This window comes from Streptomyces sp. LS1784 (genome assembly GCF_020103755.1).
Lineage (GTDB): Bacteria > Actinomycetota > Actinomycetes > Streptomycetales > Streptomycetaceae > Kitasatospora.
The window spans coordinates 1-1,801 of sequence record NZ_JAHSQD010000981.1 but is presented as its reverse complement, the minus strand read 5'-3'; the positions used below and the strand labels follow the sequence as shown (position 1 = coordinate 1,801).

Annotated in this window: 3 protein-coding genes; 1 reads left to right on the top strand and 2 read right to left on the bottom strand. The window is 74.6% G+C overall.

All coding sequences use genetic code 11. The features are described 5' to 3' along the window. The coding region (locus KS423_RS44875) for a D-alanyl-D-alanine carboxypeptidase family protein (protein ID WP_374120184.1) at positions 1–1,144 on the bottom strand (1,144 nt) is incomplete at its 3' end. Between the two features lie 171 nt (positions 1,145–1,315). On the opposite strand from KS423_RS44875, the gene KS423_RS44870 reads away from it, so the two are divergent. Next, entirely contained in the window at positions 1,316–1,513 is a 198-nt protein-coding gene (locus tag KS423_RS44870; protein WP_224285421.1) for a hypothetical protein, read from the top strand. Here the strand turns inward: KS423_RS44870 and KS423_RS44865 are convergent. After that, on the bottom strand, positions 1,510–1,801 hold a 292-nt coding region (locus KS423_RS44865; protein ID WP_374120183.1), incomplete at its 5' end, for a TetR/AcrR family transcriptional regulator C-terminal domain-containing protein. The two genes, KS423_RS44870 and KS423_RS44865, sit on opposite strands and share 4 nt — an antisense overlap.

Sequence of the window (1,801 nt, the reverse complement as noted above, 5' to 3'; positions counted from 1 at the left end):
GGCGGGCGACGGCGTGGGCGGTGGCCCAGGCGGCGACGGCGGTTCCGAGGACGGCGGCGGTCCAGGTGACGGGGACGAGGCCGGAGCCGGTGCCGGGACCGGCGGGCAGCGGCGGGCGGGACCAGGGCGGCAGCTGTTCGGCGGCCTCGGCCTCCGAGGTGGGGGAGGAGGCCTCGTCGACCAGTCGGCCGACCGGCTGGACCTTCCCGGCGGCGGCGAAGCCCCAGTCGAGCAGGCTGGCGGCCTCGTCGTAGACCTTGCCCTGCGACTCGGGGTGCATCACCGTCACCAGCAGGGTGCGGCCGCCGCGTTCGGCGGCGCCGGTGAAGGTGGCGCCCGCGTTGGTGGTGTAGCCGTTCTTGACGCCGATCAGGCCCGGGTACTTGCCGAGCAGCCGGTCGGTGTTGGCGATGTCGAAACTGGTGCGCTGGCCGGTGAGCTTGTCCAGCCCGCCGGGGAAGCGCGCGGTGCGGGTGGCGCAGTAGCTGCGGAAGTCGGCGTTGCGCAGCCCGGCCCGGGCGAAGAGGGTGAGGTCGTAGGCGGAGGAGACCTGGCCGTCCATGTCGTAGCCGTCGGGGGAGAGCACCTTGGTGTCGCTGGCCTGGAGCGCCCGGGCGCGCTCCTGCATCTCGGTGACGGTCCGCTGGACGCCGCCGTTCATGTGGGAGAGGACGTGGACGGCGTCGTTGCCGGAGCTGAGGAAGACGCCCCGCCAGAGGTCCTCGACCCGGTACGGCAGGTCCTCCTTGACGCCGACCAGGCTGCTGCCGGCACCGAGGCCGGCCAGCTCGGCCGTGGTGACCTTGTGCTCCAGCGCCCGGTCGAACTTGGGCAGCACGGTGTCCGCGAACAGCATCTTGAGGGTGCTGGCCGGGGGCAGCGGCAGATGGGGGTCGCGGGCGGCGAGCACCTCGCCGGTGGTCGCGTCGGCGATCAGCCAGGAGCGGCCGGTCAGCTCGGACGGCAGGGCCGGCGCCCCGGCCAGCGGTGCGACCTGGACGGTTGGGCGGCCGAGCCGCTCCCCGCCGACGGCGCGGCCGGAGTCCTGGGCGAGGGCCGACGGGGCGACGACGGTGAGCACCAGGGCGGCACAGACGGTGGCGCCGGCCGCGGTCCTGGTGACGGAAGGTGACTTCGGTTGCACACGTTCGGGCTGCACACGGCGAACGTACCCGGGCCGCGGCGGGGCCGCCGGGCCTGCTGCTCCGTCCGGAGCCCCGGGGCCGGCGGGGATGTGCGGCGGACGACTTTGGTGGCGGCGGTCCGCGCCGAAAGTCGGATGTCCGGCCGGGGGCGGATTCCTAGGCTCGGGGGCATGAAGACCCTGCTCGGCTACCTCGGTTCCGTGTTGATCGTCGGCGGTGCCTCCGGCCTGCTGTCCACCTGGATCGACGGCTTCCGGCTGTTCGGCTTCGTCCGGGTCCTGGTGCCGGCGGGCCACGAGATCGCCGGGTACGCCACCCTGGTGGTGCTCGGCGTCGTGCTGGCGCTCCCCGCCGCCCGACAGTGTTAGCAGTCTGAAGGATCCCCGGCCGTGATGCCGTCGAGCAGTACGGCGAGCCCGGCACGGAAGGCCTCCCGATGGCTGTCCTGCGGGGCGCCGCCGCCGGTGCTCTGCAGGGCGGTGAGCAGGGGGAAGCGTTCCGCGAAGTCCGGTGCCAGCTCGGCGAGTCGGGCGGAGCGGGTGGCCCACCAGTCCTCGTCGGCGACTCCGGTCGCGGCTGCCGCGCCGCGCGCGTCGGCGGTGGTGGCGGCGAGGCCGCGGACGAACTGCCAGAGCGCGGCGACCGCCCCGCGCAAC

Bases quoted from the DNA above. Each gene is read 5' to 3' on its own strand.
- KS423_RS44870 (WP_224285421.1), top strand. From the start codon at position 1,316: ATGAAGACCCTGCTCGGCTACCTCGGTTCCGTGTTGATCGTCGGCGGT.